This is a genomic window from Bacillus sp. F9_6S_D1_P_5, assembly GCF_054823925.1.
In genome coordinates, this window is sequence record NZ_JBTREW010000031.1 from 1 (window position 1) to 17,911 (window position 17,911).

At 37.4% G+C, this 17,911-nt stretch carries 16 protein-coding genes and 1 tRNA gene; all 17 read right to left on the reverse strand.

All coding sequences use genetic code 11. The features are described 5' to 3' along the window. Positions 1-360: 360 nt before the first annotated feature. Positions 361-1,860, reverse strand: a complete 1,500-nt coding sequence (gene lysS / locus ACUXEY_RS25680; protein WP_087959058.1) for a lysine--tRNA ligase — start codon at positions 1,858-1,860, stop codon at positions 361-363. Positions 1,861-2,019: 159 nt separating this feature from the next. Next, the gene (gene dusB / locus ACUXEY_RS25685) at positions 2,020-3,018 is read right to left on the reverse strand and encodes a tRNA dihydrouridine synthase DusB (RefSeq protein ID WP_461301889.1); all 999 of its coding nucleotides are present in this window, start codon (positions 3,016-3,018) and stop codon (positions 2,020-2,022) included. A gap of 23 nt (positions 3,019-3,041) precedes the next feature. Next, entirely contained in the window at positions 3,042-3,245 is a 204-nt protein-coding gene (locus ACUXEY_RS25690; RefSeq protein ID WP_000387027.1) for a helix-turn-helix domain-containing protein, read from the reverse strand. Further along, complete coding sequence (folK, locus tag ACUXEY_RS25695; RefSeq protein WP_166705328.1) at positions 3,197-3,712, reverse strand: 2-amino-4-hydroxy-6-hydroxymethyldihydropteridine diphosphokinase; 516 nt, start codon at positions 3,710-3,712, stop codon at positions 3,197-3,199. Before folK ends, ACUXEY_RS25690 begins: the two co-directional genes overlap by 49 nt. After that, positions 3,709-4,071 carry a dihydroneopterin aldolase gene (folB, locus tag ACUXEY_RS25700; RefSeq protein WP_048526406.1) on the reverse strand — a complete coding sequence of 121 codons (363 nt, stop codon included), beginning with the start codon at positions 4,069-4,071 and terminating at the stop codon, positions 3,709-3,711. The genes folK and folB overlap by 4 nt, the downstream gene beginning before the upstream one ends. Continuing rightward, positions 4,072-4,932 carry a dihydropteroate synthase gene (folP, locus tag ACUXEY_RS25705; protein WP_461301890.1) on the reverse strand — a complete coding sequence of 287 codons (861 nt, stop codon included), beginning with the start codon at positions 4,930-4,932 and terminating at the stop codon, positions 4,072-4,074. Continuing rightward, complete coding sequence (pabC, locus tag ACUXEY_RS25710) at positions 4,907-5,779, reverse strand: aminodeoxychorismate lyase (RefSeq protein WP_429602130.1); 873 nt, start codon at positions 5,777-5,779, stop codon at positions 4,907-4,909. Before pabC ends, folP begins: the two co-directional genes overlap by 26 nt. Continuing rightward, positions 5,773-6,360, reverse strand: coding sequence for an aminodeoxychorismate/anthranilate synthase component II (gene pabA / locus ACUXEY_RS25715; protein WP_048526403.1), 588 nt, complete (start codon positions 6,358-6,360; stop codon positions 5,773-5,775). Before pabA ends, pabC begins: the two co-directional genes overlap by 7 nt. 5 nt (positions 6,361-6,365) lie before the next feature. Continuing rightward, on the reverse strand, positions 6,366-7,763 hold the full coding sequence (pabB, locus tag ACUXEY_RS25720) for an aminodeoxychorismate synthase component I (RefSeq protein WP_461301891.1): 1,398 nt from the start codon (positions 7,761-7,763) through the stop codon (positions 6,366-6,368). Positions 7,764-7,983: 220 nt separating this feature from the next. Beyond that, a complete protein-coding gene (gene cysK / locus ACUXEY_RS25725; protein WP_461301892.1) occupies positions 7,984-8,907 on the reverse strand; it encodes a cysteine synthase A in 924 nt (307 codons plus the stop codon). 113 nt (positions 8,908-9,020) lie between these two features. Beyond that, a complete protein-coding gene (gene hslO / locus ACUXEY_RS25730; RefSeq protein WP_098345288.1) occupies positions 9,021-9,896 on the reverse strand; it encodes a redox-regulated molecular chaperone HslO in 876 nt (291 codons plus the stop codon). 6 nt (positions 9,897-9,902) lie between these two features. Beyond that, on the reverse strand, positions 9,903-10,691 hold the full coding sequence (locus ACUXEY_RS25735) for a type III pantothenate kinase (RefSeq protein WP_461301893.1): 789 nt from the start codon (positions 10,689-10,691) through the stop codon (positions 9,903-9,905). Between the two features lie 224 nt (positions 10,692-10,915). Further along, positions 10,916-12,817 (reverse strand): ATP-dependent zinc metalloprotease FtsH, encoded by a 1,902-nt coding sequence (gene ftsH / locus ACUXEY_RS25740; RefSeq protein WP_071758861.1) that lies wholly within the window; start codon positions 12,815-12,817, stop codon positions 10,916-10,918. An 85-nt stretch (positions 12,818-12,902) separates the two neighbouring features. Then, entirely contained in the window at positions 12,903-13,445 is a 543-nt protein-coding gene (gene hpt, locus ACUXEY_RS25745) for a hypoxanthine phosphoribosyltransferase (protein ID WP_000981839.1), read from the reverse strand. Further along, on the reverse strand, positions 13,442-14,872 hold the full coding sequence (gene tilS / locus ACUXEY_RS25750; RefSeq protein WP_166705333.1) for a tRNA lysidine(34) synthetase TilS: 1,431 nt from the start codon (positions 14,870-14,872) through the stop codon (positions 13,442-13,444). Before tilS ends, hpt begins: the two co-directional genes overlap by 4 nt. A 224-nt stretch (positions 14,873-15,096) precedes the next feature. Further along, the gene (gene spoIIE / locus ACUXEY_RS25755; RefSeq protein ID WP_166705334.1) at positions 15,097-17,568 is read right to left on the reverse strand and encodes a stage II sporulation protein E; all 2,472 of its coding nucleotides are present in this window, start codon (positions 17,566-17,568) and stop codon (positions 15,097-15,099) included. A gap of 260 nt (positions 17,569-17,828) precedes the next feature. Then, positions 17,829-17,900, reverse strand: a tRNA-Glu gene (locus ACUXEY_RS25760). Between the last annotated feature and the right edge of the window lie 11 nt (positions 17,901-17,911).

Consider the following 17,911-nt stretch of genomic DNA (forward strand, 5'->3'; position numbering starts at 1 on the left):
TTAGTTTGTCTAGCATCTAAAAATAAAAATTGACGTTTCACGTTGTTTGTTTCGTTCAGTTTTCAAAGAACTTGTCTGCCGCTCAGAAGCGACTTTATTAATATAACATTTCGTTATATTTTCGTCAACAACTTTTTTCAATAAGTTGTTTTTCGTTTGTTTTGCTTGTTACCTTTCGTGGCAACGAATATAAATATACCAGTTTGATTATTAAAATGCAATAGTTTTTCTAATAAAATTTTTAACTTAGTAAAAAACTATAAAAACAGCACATTTCTTCTATATAAATATAATTTCTCGCACCACCAAACTCTACTACTTATACATAAATAAAAAAAGCTTTGGAGAAATCTCCAAAGCTTAGTCTTGTTTATGACGCATAGCAGGGAATAATAGTACATCACGAATAGATGGTGCATTTGTTAATAACATAACAAGACGATCAATACCAATTCCTAGTCCACCTGTTGGAGGCATACCGTACTCAAGAGCTTCGATATAATCGTCATCCATCATGTGAGCTTCGTCATTACCTTGTTCACGTTCTTTTAATTGCGCTTCAAAACGTTCTTTTTGATCGATTGGATCATTTAACTCAGTGAATGCATTTGCATGTTCACGTGCAACGATAAATAATTCGAAACGATCTGTGAATCGTGGATCTTCGTCATTCTTTTTCGCAAGTGGCGAAATCTCTACAGGATGACCGTAAATGAATGTTGGTTGGATTAATTTATCTTCTACTTTTTGTTCGAAGAATTCATTTATAATATGACCAACTTCCATTGTATCCTTAATATCTACATTGTGTTCTTTCGCAAGTTCACGTGCTTCTTCCACACTCATCGGATTCCAGAAATCCGCTCCAGAATGTTCTTTAATTGCATCTACCATATGAAGACGTGTCCATTCTGGCTCTAGATTAATTTCATAATCACCATATTGGATTGTTGTTGTACCTAGTACTTGCTTCGCGATATGAGCAACCATATTTTCTGTTAGTTTCATAATATCTTTATAATCAGCATACGCTTCATATAATTCAATCATCGTAAATTCAGGGTTATGACGAGTTGATACACCCTCATTACGGAATACACGACCGATTTCATAAACTTTTTCTAATCCACCCACGATAAGGCGTTTTAAATGAAGTTCAATTGCGATACGCATATATAATTCCATATCTAACGCATTATGGTGCGTAGTGAAAGGACGAGCAGAAGCTCCACCTGCAATTGCATGCATCATAGGTGTTTCCACTTCAAGATAACCGTTGTCATCTAAGTATCTTCTCATTTCGCGAATGATCTTACTGCGAGTAACGAATGTTTCACGGCTTTCCATACTTGTAATTAAATCTAAGTAACGTTGACGGTAGCGTTGTTCAACATCTTTTAATCCATGATATTTATCCGGTAATGGACGAAGGGATTTCGTTAATAGCGTAAAGCCCGTTGCTTTCACTGAAAGTTCTCCAACGTTCGTTTTGAACACTTTACCTTCAATACCTACTAAGTCACCTAAATCTGCTGTTTTAAATAATTCGTACTCTTCATCTCCAACAGCATCTTTACGAACATAAATTTGAACTTGTCCATGTAAATCTTGAATATGCGCAAATCCAGCTTTTCCTTTGCCGCGTTTCGTCATAATACGACCAGCGATAGAAACAGAGATTTCTTTTTCTTCTAATTCTTCTTTAGAGAACTCTCCATATAAGCTTAATAAGTCATTTGTTGCATTTGTACGTTCAAATCGTTTACCGAACGGATCGATTCCTTGCTCACGTAAGTTATGTAGCTTTTCACGACGAACAAGCAATTGGTCATTTAATTCTTCGTGGTTCATGTTATCCATGGTATTGATATCACTCCAGCTCTATTAATTTTTACAATATATACAGTATAGCATTTTCTACTCAACTAGAAAAACTGCCAGCAACTAACTGGCAGTTCTTCTTTCTTTCACGTAATTATAGGAAGTGTATAGAAGAATGTCAATCTTCCCTTTCTACTATTAACCAACGTGAATTGTTTGTTGTTTCGCTTCTACTTCTTCTACAAATGCACCTAATACATTCGCAAGGTCTTCACGCGTATTACAAGCATTAATACCATTACGTACAGTTGCATTACCACGAATACCTTTTAAATACCAAGCTGCATGCTTTCTCATCTCTCTTACAGCAACACTTTCGTTCTTTAAATCAATAAGACGATCTAGATGTAACATACATACGTCAATTTTCTCACGCACTGTCGGTTCCGGCATTAATTCACCAGTCTCCAAATACTTTACCGTACGATAAATCATCCACGGATCTCCAAGGGCAGCGCGACCAATCATAACACCATCTACACCAATTTCATCAATCATGCGCTTCGCATCTTGCGGCGTCGCGACATCACCATTTCCGATAACCGGGATATTTACAGCTTGCTTTACTTGCTTAATAATACCCCAATCCGCTTTCCCTTCATACATTTGTACTCGTGTGCGTCCATGAACTGCTACCGCTTGTCCACCAGCACGCTCGACTGCTTTTGCATTCTCGACTGCAAAAATATGATCCTCATCCCAACCAATACGCATTTTAACTGTAACTGGTTTTTCTACAGCATCTACAACTGCCGCTACCATTTCATATATTTTATTCGGGTCTAACAGCCACTTTGCTCCTGCATCACACTTAACAATTTTCGGTACTGGGCAACCCATATTAATATCAATGATATCCGCTGTCGTATATTGATCCACATATTTCGCAGCATCTACAAGAGTTTCTTTCTCTCCACCAAAAATTTGCAAACTTAATGGCTTTTCTCTCTCATTGATATATAACATATCTAATGTTCTTTTATTGTTCAATAGTATCGCCTTATCACTTACCATTTCGGCACAAACTAGACCTGCACCGAATTCTTTTACTGTCAAACGGAATGCAGAGTTACACACGCCCGCCATCGGTGCTAATACAACCGGGTTTTTCATCTCAATATTTGCGATTTTTAACACTCGATTTACTCCTTCCTTCATGGTCACTTTGGCATTAGCTCATCTATCGAGACCTTTAACGCTTTAGCAACTTCTACTACAAAATCTTGGGAAGGCGATCGATTCCCTCTCTCAACTTCACCTAAAACAGATACAGATACCCCTAATTCTTTCGCAAAACCTTCTTGCGTATAACCTTTTAGCTTTCGAAAAGCACGAATGCGTCTTCCCCATTTTTCTGCTTCCATACCGTTACTCCCTCTCGCCTTTTCATTTCTTCTACTTGTGAACGTGAAATGTTTTGTTTTATATCTTGATTAATTTCTAACAACGGAACGATAACAAAAGCTCTTTCGAACATCCGCGGATGCGGAACAATAAGATTCTCTGTTTCAATATTTTCTTGATTATATAGTAAAATGTCAAGGTCGATAGTCCTCGGACCCCACCTTATTTCCCTTTTTCTTCCTAGGTCGTTTTCTACTTTTTGCGTGATTTTCAATAATTCTTGCGGTGATAAATTGGTAGAAATTTTTATAACTAGATTTAAAAAGGAACTTTGGTCAGTATAACCAACTGGTTCCGTTTCATATACAGATGAAACATCCTCAACTTGGATATAAGGATTTTTATTTAGAAATTGAATCGCTTCAGTTAAATACGTATAACGCTCTCCAATATTTGAGCCTAATGCAATGTACGCTATATTATTCATGGACGTTCTCTCGTAATTTCCACTGCTACAGCACGATAATGTCCTGGTATTGGTGGATCTGGTTTAATCACTTTTATTGTACATCTTGAAATACTCTCATATTGTTTCAATATATCTGCAGCAATATTTTCAGCAATGCTCTCTACAAGCTTATACGTTCTATCTTCAACAACTTTCCTACATAATTCGAAAAGCTCTCCATAATTGACAGAATGCTCTAAGTCATCACTTTCTCCTGCCTGCTTCAAATCCAATTCTACCGTTAAGTCCACTTTAAATCTCTGGCCCAATTTATTTTCCTCTGGGAATACACCATGATAACCGTAAAACTCCATATCATGAATATAAATTTTATCCAATTACTTTACCTCCTTACCAATCATCACATCCATCATCTTAGCCATACGCGCCATTTCCTTCACATCGTGAACACGAACAAACTCACAGCCCTTTTCAATACCGAGACAAACGGTAGCTCCCGTTCCCTCAAGACGTTCCTCTACCGGTAAATCTAGTACATGCCCAATAAAGGATTTTCTTGAAGTACCTAGGAGAACAGGATAACCTAGTACGTTTAACTGTTCTAAATTACGCATCGCTTCTAAATTTTGTTCAGGCGTTTTAGCAAAACCGATACCTGGGTCTAAAATGATATTCTCATCTCGCACGCCAGCATCTTTAGCAATTTTAATACTGTCATATAAATCAGCAATCATATCAGCCATTAAATTACGATAATTCATGTTATCGCGATTATGCATTAAGATAATAGGTACATCGTAATGAGCTGCAACTTCAGCGATTTTCGGTTCCCCCTTTGCTCCCCAAACATCATTAATAATGTGAGCACCCGCTTCGATTGCTTGTTTTGCAACTTCAGCTTTATACGTATCGATAGAAATAGGCAATTTTACTTCTTTTGAAACAGCCTGAATCATTGGAACAACTCGCTTTATTTCTTCTTCTACTGATACTTTAGCAAAACCCGGACGAGTAGATTCACCGCCGATATCAATAATATGAGCACCTTCATCTCGCATTTCTTTCGCATGGCGCACTGCAGCCTCTACCTCGTTGTAACTCCCACCATCAGAAAACGAATCTGGTGTTACATTTAAAATCCCCATAATTAACGTTTTTTCATTTAAGTTCAATGTATATTCACCGCAGCGCAAATCATAATCCCACTTCAAACTACACATCTCCTCTTCGCAATTCATTTCTGCTCCACAATTTCTCTCTCTGCATTTCATAATGATTCATAAATCTTTTTGTAACCATCCCTACTTTACCCGGGAAATCTCGCTCCTCTATACGATTAAGCGGAACAATTTCTTGAATCGAGTTTGTTACGAAGACTTCATCAGCTGAAAGCAATTCATCTTTTGTAAAGAAACCTTCCTTCACTTCTACGCCTAGTTCTTCAGCAACCTTTATAATAAACGCACGAGTGATGCCATTTAAAATCCCTGTTTCGAGCGAAGGTGTATATAAAATATTACCCTTCACAAAAAAGAGATTCGAAACAATACCCTCTGCAACATAACCTGTTTCAGTAAGGAAAATACCTTCTTTATTTGCAACATTTCCAATTTCACGTTTTCCTAAAATGTTATTTAAATAATGGTGAGACTTCAAGCGAGATGCACCCTCTGGTGTATTACGCACTTGTTTTAAAATAACCCCTTCTTTTTCCACTACATCTCCCGGGGCTGCTAAAGGTTTTATAAAAACAATAACAGACGGCTCTTCATACATTTCCGTTTGCAATCCAATTTCATCTATACCCGCTGATACATTAAAACGGACGTATGCATGCTCTAACTCATTCTTAACGAGTAAATTCTGCAAAATAAGCATTACTTCATCCTTCGTCATCGCCCATTTAATTTGCAATGTATCCAGCGCATCTACTAAACGGTCATAATGATCATCCAATAAGAAAGGATGACCATTATAAATACGAAACGTCTCAAAAACTCCAAGACCATATAAATAACCATGGTCATACGGCGAAATTCTCGCTTCATTCGCTTCTACATACTGACCATTTACGTAAATTAACATGATGTCACACTTGGACTGTATTTCCGAATGAAATTCTGCAATAACTCTTTCCCGTGAGAAGTCATAATAGATTCCGGATGGAACTGTACACCTTCAATCGGCAATGTTGTATGACGGAGCGCCATAATTTCCCCTTCCTCTGTCCAAGATGTTACCTCTAAGCATTCCGGTAACGTCTCTTTCTTAACGATAAGGGAATGATAGCGCGTCGCAGTAAATGGATTAGGGATATCCGAAAAAATCGTCTTTCCATCATGATGCATAGGCGACGTTTTCCCATGCATTAATCGCTCGGCACGAACAACCTCTCCACCAAACACTTGCGCAATAGATTGATGTCCTAGACAAACCCCAAAAATCGGAATCTTTCCAGCAAAGTATCGAATAACCTCCATACTAATTCCTGCTTCATTCGGACTACATGGACCTGGCGAAATCATTAAAAAATCTGGTTTCATATTCTCAATATCCGAAATAGTCACTTCATCGTTACGTTTAACAACGAGCTCTTGTCCAAGTTCTCCAAGAAACTGCACTAAATTAAATGTAAAAGAATCATAATTATCAATCATTAATATCATTTCTCTCACCTAACCGTTTCTTCGCTACGTTCTTTTGCACGCCATAAAGCAATCGCCTTTTTTAGCGACTCTTTATATTCATTTTCCGGATTTGAATCAATTACAATCCCCGCTCCTGCTTGTACATGCGCTTTTCCATCTTTAGCAAGAAGCGTTCTAATTACAATATTCAATTCTGTATCTCCAGAATAACCGATCCAACCAATTGAACCTGTATAAATCCCTCTGCGAACAGGTTCTAATTCTTCAATGATTTCCATCGTACGTATTTTCGGGGCACCAGTAATTGTCCCCCCAGGGAATACAGCCTTCACTAAATCAAAAGCATCTTTATCTTCTTCCACTTCACCACGCACATTAGAAACAATATGCATAACATGTGAGTATTTCTCAATTACCATAAATTCATCTACTTCTACCGTACCATATTTACAAACGCGCCCTAAATCATTTCGTTCTAAATCTACAAGCATGACGTGCTCTGCTCTTTCTTTTTCGTTCTCAATTAATTCTCTTGCTAACGCTTCATCTTCTTGCGCATTTGAACCTCTAGATCTCGTCCCAGCAATTGGCCTTGTACTTACTTCGGTTCCTTGTTTCTTAATTAACAACTCTGGCGATCCACTAACAATTTGAAAATCCCCAAGCTCCAAGTAACCCATATATGGAGATGGATTAATTTCACGAAGACTTGTATAAATTTCTAGCGGGTGTGTTTGTAACGTCCTTTCTTGTCTCGTCGACAAGTTTACTTGGAACACATCACCAGCCCCAATATATTCTTGAATACATTCAACTGCCTTCATAAAGCTTTCTTCAGTAAAAGCAACTGCTTCACTTTTCTTTTCAGGGCACGCAAATGGTATAGTCAATTCCGGCGCTTCTGTCGCCCAAAGAATCTTCCACTCATTTAATCGCTCTTGTGCCTCTTCATACTTATCTACATAATGTGTAATAATCCATAATACTTTTTCTTCTTGATCATACACAAATACATCGTCAAATAATAAAAAGAATATATCAGGTATATTAATGTCATCCTCTGCAAGAGAAGGAAGTTTTTCAATATAACGGATGCAATCATAACTAAAGTAACCAATTGCACCACCTTGAAATGGCGGGTACTCCGGATTATAGTCCGTTTTCCATCGCTCCATATATTCCTGCATTAAATCTAATGGATTTCCTTGCTTTATTGTTTCCTTACCACTTTCACTTATATGTAACGTTTCACCCTTCCCTCGGATTACCGCTACTGGATTCAACCCCACAATGTTATAACGGCCGCCACGTCCACTCTCTAACAAAATATGTTGCGGTTTATCCTTAGAAAGAAATTTATATTGCTTAAAGAAATCTAACTGATATGGAATAGAAAGCGCTAAAGATTTTCTTCGTTGCATATCAACACCCCGTCTTCTTTTATCCCACCCTCTGAAAGTAGCCACTTCAAACTACATTTGTTATGTATGCAGAAGGGTTATACTCGAAGGCTAGTGAAAATAAATTAATTATACTACATCTTATTTTACATGAAGTTTTCTAGTCATTCACTCTTTTCCTATTTCCAATCCAAAAAGAAAAAGCATCCTTTTTCAAGGATGCTTTTTCAATCGCATATAATTAAGACTCAAATTGATAAAGTGGTGTACTTAAATAACGTTCACCGTTACTTGGGATAATAACAAGTACCTTTTTCCCTTTACCTAACTTTTTCGCAATTTCTGCTGCTGCATAAATAACTGCTCCAGAAGAGATACCGACTAAAATACCCTCTTCTTTCGCCACTCTTCTCGCATATTCAAACGCTTGTTCTGTTTTCACTTGAACAATTTCATCATATACTTCTACATCCAACGTCTCTGGGATGAATCCCGCTCCAATTCCTTGGATTTTATGTGGACCTGGTTTCCCACCAGATAGTACTGGTGAATCCGCAGGTTCTACTGCATAAATTTTAATATCTTTATACGCTTCCTTCAGTACTTCACCAGCACCAGTAATCGTTCCACCTGTACCAATACCTGCAATAAATGCATCTAATTGGCCACCCATTTGTTCAACAATTTCCGGACCTGTTGTTAAACGGTGAATTTCTGGATTCGATTGGTTTTTGAATTGTTGTGGTATAAAGTAGCCATGCTCTTTTGCTAATTCAGTCGCTTGACGAATTGCTCCACCCATTCCTTCAGGTCCTGGAGTCAATACTAATTCCGCACCGTAAGCACGTAATAAATTACGACGTTCAATACTCATTGTTTCTGGCATTACTAAAATCGCCTTATATCCTTTAGCAGCCGCTACCATCGCTAAACCAATTCCTGTGTTACCACTTGTTGGCTCAATGATTGTATCGCCTTCTTTTAATAATCCCTTTTTTTCAGCATCTTCAATCATAGCTAATGCAATACGATCTTTAACGCTGCTTCCCGGATTCATAAATTCTAATTTTAAGTATATATCTGCGCTGTCTGATTCTACGATGCGGTTCAACTTAACGATCGGCGTTTTCCCGATTAATTCTGAAACTGATTGTGCCACTCGCATTCCTGTCACTCCTAACACCGAGTATTTTTATTGGTTTTATCTATATTTAGATTTTGTCAGAAAATTCCCTGTTTGTCAATGTATTTAGGGGGTGAATCCCCTTAATTTCCTTATTACAAATTCTCAATTAAATTTGTAATATCTTCTTTAGAGAACTTGTATCTCTCATTACAGAAATGACAATGAACTTCCGTCTCTTCCTCTTCTTCACGAACTTGCTCTAACTCTGTTTTACCTAAACTAATCAACACACTCTCAATACGTTCGCGTGAGCATGTACAATTAAATTGAACATCCATCGTTTCTAATACTTTTACTTTATCTTCTCCAAGAACTGCATACAGTAACTCTTCTGGAGAAAGCCCTTGTTCAATCAACGTTGATACAGGAGGAATCTTCTGCAAACGATCTTCAATGAACGAAATTGTTTCTTCCTGTGCACCCGGCATAATTTGAAGGATAAATCCACCTGCCGCTAATATGCTGTCGTCTCCATTTACAAGTACGCCAACACCTACAGAAGAAGGTGTCTGCTCAGAAACCGCAAAATAATACGTGAAGTCTTCTCCTAATTCTCCTGAAACAATTGGAGATTGACCAATAAACGGCTCACGCATACCAATATCTTTAATTACTGTTACAAATCCTTCATTACCTACCGCTTGATATACACGTAATTTCCCTTGTTCTGTTCCTTCAAAGTCAACATGCGGATTCGTTACATAACCACGTACATCCCCATTTGCATGAGCATCTACTAGGATAGGACCAATCGGGCCATTACCTTCTACCTTAATCGTCAGCTTTTGGTCACCTTTTAACATTGCGCCCATCATTGTACCTGCAGTTAAAGAACGACCAAGTGCTGCTGAAGCTGTTCTCCATGTATCATGACGTCTTTGTGCCTCACTTACTGTATTTGTAGTACGTACACTATATGCACGCACTTCTCCGTCAAACGCTAACGCTTTTACTAAATAATCTTTCATACTCATTTATTCACCTTTCTCATGCTGTAAATTTGCATTACGCTCGTATAACATATGCAAGCCTTTTAACGTTAAGAATGAATCTACAACATCAATTACATTCGATTCTTCTGAAATTAATTTTGCCAATCCACCTGTTGCAATAACTTTCGGTTCTTGTTTAGCTTCCTCTTTCATACGCTTAACAATACCTTCCACTTGTCCCACATAACCGTAAAGAATACCAGATTGCATCGCACTTACCGTATTCTTTCCAACAACACTACTTGGTTTTGTAATTTCAATACGTGGAAGTTTTGCCGCTCTACTATATAAAGCCTCTGCTGAAATCATAATTCCCGGCGTAATAACGCCACCCATATAATGCTTTTCTTCGTTAATATAACAATATGTAGTAGCCGTACCGAAATCGACAATAATAAGCGGACTTCCATATAAATGGATTCCTGCTACTGCATTTACAATTCGGTCCGCGCCTACTTCACGTGGATTTTCATATTTAATATTTAGCCCCGTTTTTATTCCAGGACCTACTACAAGCGGTTTAATTTTAAAATATTTTTCACACATGCGCTCTAAAGCAAACATAATTGGTGGTACGACTGAAGACACGATAATACCTTTCACATCTTCAAACGAAAGACCCTCATGCTCAAGCAACTGTTTTACAAGCATTCCATATTCATCTTCTGTCTTATGACGATCTGTTTCCATGCGCCAATGTTGACGAAGTTCCCCCTCCTCAAACACGCCTAGTACAGCATTTGTGTTCCCTACATCCAATACAAAAATCATATTCTCACCACTTATCTTATTTAATCTATATTTGTGCAGTATGTACAAAACTTATAAAAACATCATATCACACATACTTATATAATCAGCTTTTCTATCCTCATCATTTTACAAAAAGATTACGCTCTATTTCAATTTTTAATACCAGATTTATTTAATTTCTTTTTCTGCTTCATTTCGTTCCACAAATAAAAAAGGAGTGACTATCGTCACTCCTTCATCTCTTACTTATCTTCTGATTCTTCATCGTCCTTCTTCATGTTAATGTTTACTTTCACATCAGCTGAAGATGTTGGACGTTCTGGCAATCTGCCGTAATCACATAAGTGATTGATTTGCTCTGCATCTAACGTTTCTACTTCAAGTAACGTTTTCGCAATAAGATCTAGTTTATCACGATTTTCAGTAAGAATATCTTTTGCACGAGCATAACATTCTTTCATAATCGTTTGCATTTCCACATCGATTTCGTGTGCAATTGCATCACTGTAGTTTTGTTCTGAATGGAAGTCTCTTCCTAAGAACACCTGACCACCTTGTGAACTACCAAATTGCATTGGTCCAAGCTTATCACTCATACCGAATTCCGTAACCATACGTCTCGCAATGCCAGTCGCACGTTGGAAGTCATTGTGAGCACCTGTACTCACTTCACCAAATACAATCTCCTCAGCCACTCGACCACCAAGTAAACCAGTGATTTTATCCAGTAACTCTGGTTTTGTCATGAAGTAACGATCTTCTTTCGGAAGCATTACTGCATACCCACCAGCTTGACCACGAGGGACAATTGTTACTTTATGAACGACATCAGCTTCATCAAGAACAACACCAATTACAGTGTGACCCGCTTCATGGAAAGCAACGATATTACGTTCTTTTTCAGAGATAACACGACTTTTCTTAGCCGGACCTGCAATAACACGATCCGTCGCTTCATCAATGTCACTCATATCAATTTTCTTCTTATCCTGACGTGCAGCTACTAAAGCAGCTTCATTTAATAAGTTTTCAAGATCGGCACCAGAGAATCCTGGCGTACGAGTTGCGATTGCTCTTAAGTTGATATTCTCATCAAGCGGTTTATTACGGGCATGTACTTTCAGTACAGCTTCACGACCATTTACATCTGGACGATCTACTGTAATTTGACGGTCAAAACGACCCGGACGTAATAATGCTGGATCAAGAATATCAGGACGGTTTGTCGCAGCGATGATAATAATACCTTCGTTTGCACCGAATCCATCCATTTCAACAAGTAATTGGTTCAATGTTTGCTCACGCTCATCATGGCCACCACCAAGACCTGCGCCACGTTGACGTCCTACTGCATCAATTTCATCAATGAAAATGATACAAGGAGCATTTTTCTTTGCATTTTCGAATAAATCACGTACACGTGATGCACCGACACCGACAAACATCTCTACGAAGTCAGAACCACTGATAGAGAAGAACGGAACGCCCGCCTCACCTGCAACAGCACGTGCTAATAAAGTTTTACCTGTACCTGGAGGTCCCACTAATAGAACACCCTTAGGAATACGGGCACCAACTTCAGCAAACTTGCGAGGATCTTTCAAGAATTCAACTACCTCAACAAGCTCTTGTTTCTCTTCATCCGCTCCAGCAACATCTCTGAAACGAACTTTTTTCTTTTCGTCATTATATAACTTCGCCTTACTTTTCCCGAAGTTCATAACACGGCTACCGCCGCCCTGAGCTTGGTTCAATAAGAAGAAGAATAAAATGAAGATAATGACAAACGGAATGATAGAAGTAAAGAATGTTACCCAAGCACTTGTTTCTTCTGCTGGTTGATACTTAACTTCAGCACCTTGCGCTTTTTCATTAATTTTCTTTTGTAATTCCTCAGTATTTGGTGCATAAGTAACAAATTGTTCTCCCTGGCTAGAGTTATTAAATTGTCCTTTTACTTCAAATACACCATTTTTCGGTTGAAGCTGCACATTACGCACTTCACCTTTTTCTAGTTTAGTAATGAATTTATCGTAGCTAACTGATGTCGTTTTTTGTGTCGAACCATTAAAATAGCTCACGATTCCAATTACTACTAGGAATATCAGTAAATAAAAGATGGTATTACGGAAGATACGATTCATTCCTAACCTCCTCTCACGGCATAAACACTATAGTAAATCGTAACATAGAAAAACTTTCCTATACAATTGTGACGCCTGTATTTAATTAATTTGAGTAAACGCTTGGTTTTAATACTCCTACATAAGGAAGATTACGGTACTGCTCTTTATAATCTAATCCATACCCTACAACAAATTCATGCGGTACAGTAAATCCAACATAATCCGCTTTCAAATCTACCTTACGGCCTGTTGGTTTATCTAATAACGTAACAATTTTTACAGACTTCGCTTTACGATATTTAAATAGGTCTACTAAGTAGCTTAGCGTAAGACCGCTATCAATAATATCTTCAACGATTAAAATATCGCGACCTTCTACAGAAGTATCAAGGTCTTTTAAAATTTTCACTTCGCCTGTTGAAACAGTTGAGTGACCGTAACTAGATACAGCCATAAAATCCATTTCAAGATATGTATCTGTTCTCTTTAATAAATCTGCCATGAATGGCATTGCACCCTTTAGTACACCGATCGCAAGAGGTACTGTGTTTTTATAATCCTCTGCAATAACCGCGCCTAATTCGAGCACCTTTTCTTGTATTTGTTCTTCAGAAATTAATACTTTTTCGATATCTTGATTCATCATTTCATTATCCTCCCGGAAGACTCCTTGCTTTTGTAGTGAATAATCATATATTTATCCTTCTTTGCTGTCTCTTTCGAGATAGCAAATGCAGATCGCTTCAACAAGGGTAACCAAATAATATTCCCACTTGCATCACAAACGACCGGCCATTCTTCTCTTTTTTCTCTTGGTACTTTCGCTTCGATAAAAATAGTTTTTATCTTTTTAGTGCCATTCATACCTTGTATTGACATGCGATCTCCATTTTCTCTAGAACGAATACGAAGTGGATATGATATATCATTATACTTAGCAACAAAAACTGTTTCATTCATGTTACTTGGTATATCTTCGCTCACCTCTGTTACAAGCTTATCCCCGTTCGATAGCGTAATTGTCCCGGGCACTGATAAATCTTGTAAAAAAGGAGAAACAATTTCTTGTTTAAATCCAAAGCTGCACTCCTCGTATGCACGGACAATTTTTAAATCACCTGGGAAATCAAGTGAACCCGAAGGTTGTGTCCGCTTAAAAAACTCAATCACTTTGTCAATATGTATAGAGGAAAGAGAAGATGGAATCTTATATTCATAAAGATAGTTTAATATTAGTTGAATCCCTCTTCTTTGTAAAGGCATAGACATGGATTCAAAGGCAGGAATTGATAAGCTAATTTGTTTATCACTTTTTTTTGTAATTACTTTATTCATTTTCTCAAAAGCTAATTCCTGCAAATACGCCTCATCCTCTTGCATCTGCATGCTAAATTTTTGGAATTTCTCATGCACCTGTGGATTTTCTTCTTTCAAATGAGGGAGAACATATTTACGTAATCGATTCCTTGTATATACTTCCTTTTTATTACTTGGATCTATACGTGGAATTACTTTCAGCTTATGACAGTAATCAACAATTTCTTCCTTCGTTACTCCAAGTAACGGCCTAATTAAATACCCATTATGAAAAGGACGCTTCACTGCAATTCCTGCATATCCTTTCGGAGTACTCCCTCGTACAAGGCGCATTAAAATCGTCTCTACTTGATCATCACCATGATGTCCAAGGGCTACGTATCTCGCATCATATTTCTTCATTATTCTTTCCAAAAATGCATATCTGCATTCTCTAGCAGCAACCTGTGCATTCATCCCGTATTGCTGTTGATATTGCGACACATTAATCCTTATCGTTTCGCAAATAACTCCCAGTCCTTTACAAAGTTCCTGCACAAACTGTAGGTCCTCATGAGATTCATCACCTCTAAACATATGATCCACATGCGCCACTACAATTTCAAACTGTTTTGCTGCTCTTTTTTCTAACAAATAATATAAAAGAGCCAAAGAGTCAGGACCACCAGAAACCCCTACAACAATTGTTGAACGTTCCTTTAATACATCATGCTGCTTTACAAAGTCATCTACCTTCTCAACAAATGTATCTTTCAACTTCGTAATCACCTTTCATTAAACAAGAACAGCAACGTTAGTTACCTTGTTTATAATGGTACAACTTTTACAAACATTGTGCAAAAAAAAGATATACAAAAATTGCATTTTTATCTTACATCATCCATACATATTCAAAAAAATAATAACATTATCTTTTAAAGCAAAAAACCTAGGCATTCACCTAGGTTTTTAGAAAGAAATATCACACTTGAAATTTCACCTTATTGTGCCTGCATTCCTACAATTGGAATCGTAGCCCACTTCGGCATATTTTTCTTCACTTTCGCCACAACAATAGTCATATCATCATTTATATAACCATCACAAGAGCGAATCACCTCTTCCATAATGATATCAGCAATTTCTTGTGGGTCTTCAGTTTGTAACTCTTTAATTTTCCGCTTCATCCATAGTTCATGATTTTCCACATGTTGCGCTCCCTCAAAAATCCCATCGCTCATCATAATAAGAATATCGCCCGTTTTTAATTGCTCACCCACTACATCAACTTCAACATCCTCAATAATTCCCATCGGTAAGTTACTTGCTTCAATTTTCAAAATATTATTTGCGCGTTTAACAAAACTCGGCGTCGACCCAATCTTTAAAAACTTCGCACTCGCATCCCGTAAATCTACCATAGCTAAATCTAACGTCGTAAACATCTCTTCTGTTGTTCTCAAAGAAAGAATAGAGTTGATAGACTTAATCGCTATTTCCTCATCAATGCCTGATTGAAGTATTTTTTGTAATAATTTCACCGTTTCTTTACTCTCCATATGAGCCCTTTGCCCATTTCCCATACCATCACTAATAGCAAGGGCATATTTACCGACACTTAAATCCATCATCGCATAAGAATCACCCGAAACAAACCCACCACCCTTTGCAGCTGTGGCTAAGCCCGTATCAAGAGAATACGTTTTCGCTGAACCAAATGATATTAAGCTATGACCATTCGGATAAGAAGATTTTTCTTCATGTTTAACAACAATATTTTCCTTTAGAATATCAGAAAGCATCGGTGCGACTAACTTTTCACACTCTCCATGTTCATTAGATGCAACTGGAATCAACATTTCAATATCAATACTTCCTCTATCTAAACAGTAAATATCAACATGCTCTACTTCTACACCAAAATCACGAAACGCTTGCAGAATCTGTTCTTCCTGTACTTGATGATTTTCTCGTTCTCTTTGTATCTCCTTAGCAAAATCCTCCATAACTTTTGATACACCTAGCAGTTGCTCTGCTACTATTCTACGATTTTCTTTCATTTGTTTTCGTAATTTTTGTCCCTCATAAAAGTGATCTAATTCACCTGCTACTAAATCCGTCACTTTCTTCCCTCTCACACAATGCTTGTCCCATTCACGAACTAACTTCCGATTATGCTGCAGAGTTCCTTCTTCCGTTTCACTCATTATTTGTTTCATATAATCGTACGTTTTGTCGAAATTAACTACCCAGCATTGGTCCTTCTTAAAGCATGTTTGACATGTTTTTGAGGTAATTGTACTTAAGAACAAATCTGCCTCCGTCTCTTTATCTTCCTCCTCCACATATCCATATACAGAAAAGCTATTAGATAAAGCAGCAAATACATTGGCAAATTGGTTAATTTTATTCGCTGTAACATCACGCATTCTTCTTAAATACTGTTGTTGATCTTGCGAATGTTCCTGTGTGCCTGGCATAAATTTAGCAATACGATCCATAACAAGTTTCGGTGTTAATAAGAAGAATGCAATTGCTACACCAGATTCAATTAAAGTTGTCACGATGTTTGTTTGCTTGTCTACATATAGCGTAATCAAGCTCGTTCCAATTAATAAACCTAAACTAACACCTAGACGCTTCCCTTCTTTTAGCAAACCACCAAGCAGCCCAGAAAAAGCAAGTAGACTAAGTTGAGACAAACTGGAGACATTCGCTAAACTTAATATTAATCCAGTGACGACCCCCACTGTAGATCCTGTAGCAGCCCCCGCTATAAATGCAAACACGAGCACTAAATATCTAGTAAAAATATGTTGAATAGAAGCGTCATATACGAACCAATCTGTTGTACCTGTTAAAACAGATGCTAGTAATATAATTAAACAAACAATTTCTTCTGTCTCTAACGCTTGTTGTTTACCTTTTCGTTCTACTAAAAGTGGAACACTTTGTAAAAATATCATAGTTAATACGAAGCTAAGCCCTGCCTCAATCGTACTAACGAGTAAATCGTACATGGTGACAGTTTGTTGTGCAAAATATACAACAACTAAATGTGCGGTTAATGCGGAGATAAATACTTGGAATGGAACAAGTCCAACAGTTTTACGTGTAAACCGACTAAAGAAGATATTATAAATGAAGAAAGTAAAAATAGATGCAAAGGTAAAGAATAAATTATCTATCGAAACTGAAAGTGCGCCCCCCATTAAAGCTAAGAACGCGAGCGGCATTTTATCCCGCTTCATAACATAAACAGCAGCAAAAAACGGCAGTGCAAACGGTAAAATGTTTGTTAATATATATGCTCGTCCCAAAAGAAAACCAATAACAACAATAATAAATCCCCATCTAAAGAAAACTTGCTCAAACTTCATTCGCAACTTACTCGTCCACTTTACTCCTCCAAGCTGACCTTCATTCATTGCCAATGCACTTGTATTCATAGTATTCCTTCCTGCTTTAGGCATATTTTTAACACCACCTGCATAGTTTAATTACTGTCATTATAAAAGATGATTATTGGGATTTTTGTCAAAACAACAGTTTTCACTTTTATAATCGTTCGACTTTTTATTCGAAATAACTCTACATATATACACAGTATGTAATTTATTTTTAATATTTTAATCGAACATTCAGAAAATATAGGGTGATTTTGTAGAAGTGTTGTATGTCTTAATTTATTTAACAAAAAAAGATCATGCAAATTTGCATGATCTTTTTAGGATGACCCGTACGGGATTCGAACCCGTGTTACCGCCGTGAAAGGGCGGTGTCTTAACCACTTGACCAACGGGCCGTTAAATTAAA